The following is a 3,356-nucleotide window of genomic DNA, read 5'->3' on the forward strand; positions in this document are numbered from 1 at the left end:
TGCAGTGCACCCTCGAACTCGCGGTCCTGCTCGACCAGCCACGGCACCTCGTCGATCACCGCGATGCTGGGCGTGGTATCGGGAACGGCGATCGCGAGGGCGCGTAGGGCGTGGTTCCAGTCCGCCGTGCCCATGCCTGCGGCGAGTTCCGCTCCGGGCAGGGTGGACTGGGCCAGCGTCTCACTGAAATCGGCCCGTTCCGCGGCCGGATTGCGACCTCGGGTCGCCTGGAAGATCACGTACGGCGCGCCCGAACGGTCGCAGAACTCCTGCGCCAGCCGGGATTTTCCCACCCGACGTCGTCCGGTCATGATCAGTGCGCGTCCGCGGGTGCCGCCCTGGCCGGTGCTCACCTGCCGTAGCTGCCCACGCAGGAGGTCGATGTCGGACATCCTGCCGCTGAAGCTCACCGCCGTACTCCCCGCCAAACATAGATCTCGTCTTACGTTGATCTCGTCTTACGTTGATCGCATCTTACCTGGACCGGAGTTTACGTCGACCAGGGCGACACCGGCGTTCGGAGGCGACCTCGGGTTCTCCATAGGATGACGGTGCCACCCACGCCCCGGAGAGTTCTGATGACCCGATTGAGCCAGTCCGTTGACCGCGTTACCGCCCTGCTGACCGGTGCGGATCTCGCGACCGACGCCACCGTGCGCGAGCTGCTGGAACTGACTACGCAGCGTCGCGGTCTGGACCTGTCGGATCTCGCCCCGGCCGAGCAGGCCGCGCTGGTCGCCGAGCGTTCCCAGGAGCTACAGCCCTCGGTCGCCGTCCTGGCCGAGCGCATCGTCGAAGCCGGGAAGAAGGACCGGCCGTTCATCGCCAAGTTCGGCATCGACCCGACCGGCCGCGACGTCCACCTGGGGCACGCGGTACCGATGCTCATCCTGAGCCGGTTCCAGCGCATGGGCCATCAGGTGGTCTTCATCGTCGGCGACGTGACCGCCAAGATCGGTGATCCGTCCGGCCGCTCGGATGAGCGCCCCGAGCTGACCGACGAGGACATCGCCGGCAACCTCGTCACCTACCGTGACCAGGTCAGCCCCTTCTTCGACTTCGAACACGCCCAGTTCCGCCACAACGGCGACTGGCTGCGTGCGGTCACGCTGCCCGAACTGATCAGAATCACCGCCCAGATCCCGGTCTCGATGCCGCTACAGCGCGAGGACTTCCGCAAGCGGCTGGAGGCCGGCCATGGGTTGTCACTGGCCGAGCTGCTGTACTCCGTGGTCATGGCGCTGGACTCGGTGGAGATCAACAGCGACCTGGAGGTCGGCGGCATCGACCAGTTCCTCAACATGCAGATGTGCCGGCACGTCATGCACATCTGCGGGCAGGTACCGGAGGTGGTGGTCGCCACCTCGCTGATCGAGGGCACCGATGGCACCGGGGCGAAGATGTCCAAGTCAAAGGGCAACTACGTGCCCCTGACCGCTCCCGCCGGTGAGATCTTCGGTAAGATCATGTCGGTGGCGGACCGGCTGGTGGAGCCGTACTTCCAGGCACTGAGCGAGTGGCGCAACGCCGAACTGGCCATCGCCGGCGCACAGCTGGCGGCCGGGTCCCTGCATCCGATGGACCTGAAGAAGATTCTCGCCGGGGAGGTCACCGCGGCCGTCCACGGCGTCGACGCGGCCATGAAGGCACGCGAGGAGTTCGTCGCCCGCTTCTCCAGGCGTGCCTTCGGCGAGGTCGAGGACCTGCCCGTCATCATGGATCTGGGTCAGTCGGTCACCGATGCGGTCAGGGCGCTCGGTTTCGCCAAGAGCAACGGTGACGTCCGTCGGGTCGCCGAGCAGAACGGCCTGCGGCTCGTGGTCGAATCCGACGGCGTCCAGGACCAGATCCCGCTCACCGCCGATGAGGCCCGCGAGCTCCTTGCGGCAGTGGTCACCGACAAGCTCCACGGTCAGACCGGGGAGTACTACCTCAAGGTCGGCCGCAAGCTCGCCCGGATCGTCACCACGTCCTGACCGGCAGCACGACGTCCTGACTCAACCTGCTGTGAGGTCGCGCGCTTGGGCCAACGCGGCCGGCCCCGGGTAGCTGGCCGCACGGCCGTCGATGTTCTTGATCTGTTCACGGAACGGGTTGGCTCGGTAGACGCCGAGAATGCGGTATTCGGCGAAGTAACCGAGCTCGGTGAACGCGCGTCCCACGTGCGGCTCGTCGGGATGGCCTTCGATGTCGGCGAGAAACTGTGTCGCGATGAACTGGCCACCGACCATGTAGCTCTCAAGTTTGGTCATGTTGACGCCGTTGGTCGCGAACCCCCCGAGCGCCTTGTAGAGGGCGGCCGGCAGGTTGGATACCTTGAAGACGAAAGTGGAGACGATCGGGCCGATCCCGGCCGCAGCTCGCAGTTCTTTCGATGACAAGATCATGAACCGGGTGGTGTTATGTTCCTCGTCCTTGAGGTCGGCTTTGAGGATCTGCAGGCCGTAGGCTTCGGCCGCCAGCTCGGATGCGATCGCTCCTCTGGTCGGATCGCCCGCCTCCGCGACTTCCCGGGCGCAACCCGCAGTGTCGGCGCCGGCTACCGCGGGTAGCCCGAGTTCGCGCAGAGCGACCCGGCACTGGGCCAGCGCCTGAGGATGGCTGTGCACGGTCCGAAGATCGGCCAGGGTGGCTCCTGGTAGTCCCAGCAGCTGATGGTGGACCGGCAGAAAATACTCGCCGATGATATACACCGACGAGTCGGGCAGCAGATAGTGGATGTCGGCGACGCGACCTGCCGTCGAGTTCTCGACCGGAATCATTCCGAGGTCTGCGCTGCCGTTCTCAATTGCCGCGAAGCACTCCTCAAAGGTCTGAAACGGCACCGGCTCGTAGTCCGGATACACGTTTTGGCACGCCAGGTGCGAATTGGCCCCCAACTCGCCCTGGAAAGCGATCTTCTTGCGCCCTGTCATCGCTGAAGCGGTCCATTTCTCATGATCAATTGCCTGGCGGCCGCGGTCGGCCCGGCGGTGATGATACCCGAGCGGTCGCCGGGCGAGTGCGACAGTGGCGATCTTCGCCCCGCCGGCCGCTCCACTCGTCGTCACCCCACGGTCCCCGGATCGAGCCGAACATGTTCCGTCCTGGTATGCGACATCCGGGATGAGGTCTGTCAGGAGGCTGGCCGAACCCCCCGGTGACGCTCACCGACGCGGCAAAGCTCCTCGCCGGGTTCGGCACCTCCCAAATCGCGGTGGCCATACGGCTGACGGTCGTCGACATCGCTCGTGCCCCGGAGGACGACCGATTGTCTCGGCAACCCCCTCAAACCGCTGGACACGGTTCGCACAGGGCAGCACTGACAATTTTCAGATCATGCTCTGCGATCGGTCGCACACCGTCGTGCGTGGCTT

2 protein-coding genes and 1 pseudogene are annotated in these 3,356 nt (G+C 65.6%); 1 reads left to right on the forward strand and 2 read right to left on the reverse strand.

Annotation, left to right across the window (positions count from 1 at the left end; genetic code table 11):
- Positions 1–410, reverse strand: a pseudogene (locus U9977_RS11880) (ATP-binding protein); the annotation flags it as partial.
- A gap of 168 nt (positions 411–578) precedes the next feature.
- Between U9977_RS11880 and tyrS the strand changes: the two are divergent.
- Positions 579–1,976 (forward strand): tyrosine--tRNA ligase, encoded by a 1,398-nt coding sequence (gene tyrS, locus U9977_RS11885; protein ID WP_322749289.1) that lies wholly within the window; start codon positions 579–581, stop codon positions 1,974–1,976.
- A 21-nt stretch (positions 1,977–1,997) separates the two neighbouring features.
- Here tyrS and U9977_RS11890 read toward each other — a convergent pair whose 3' ends face one another.
- The gene (locus U9977_RS11890; protein WP_322749291.1) at positions 1,998–2,915 is read right to left on the reverse strand and encodes a prephenate dehydratase; all 918 of its coding nucleotides are present in this window, start codon (positions 2,913–2,915) and stop codon (positions 1,998–2,000) included.
- Positions 2,916–3,356: the final 441 nt, after the last annotated feature.

It is taken from the genome of Protofrankia sp. Cas8, from assembly GCF_963555845.1.
GTDB lineage: Bacteria > Actinomycetota > Actinomycetes > Frankiales > Frankiaceae > Protofrankia.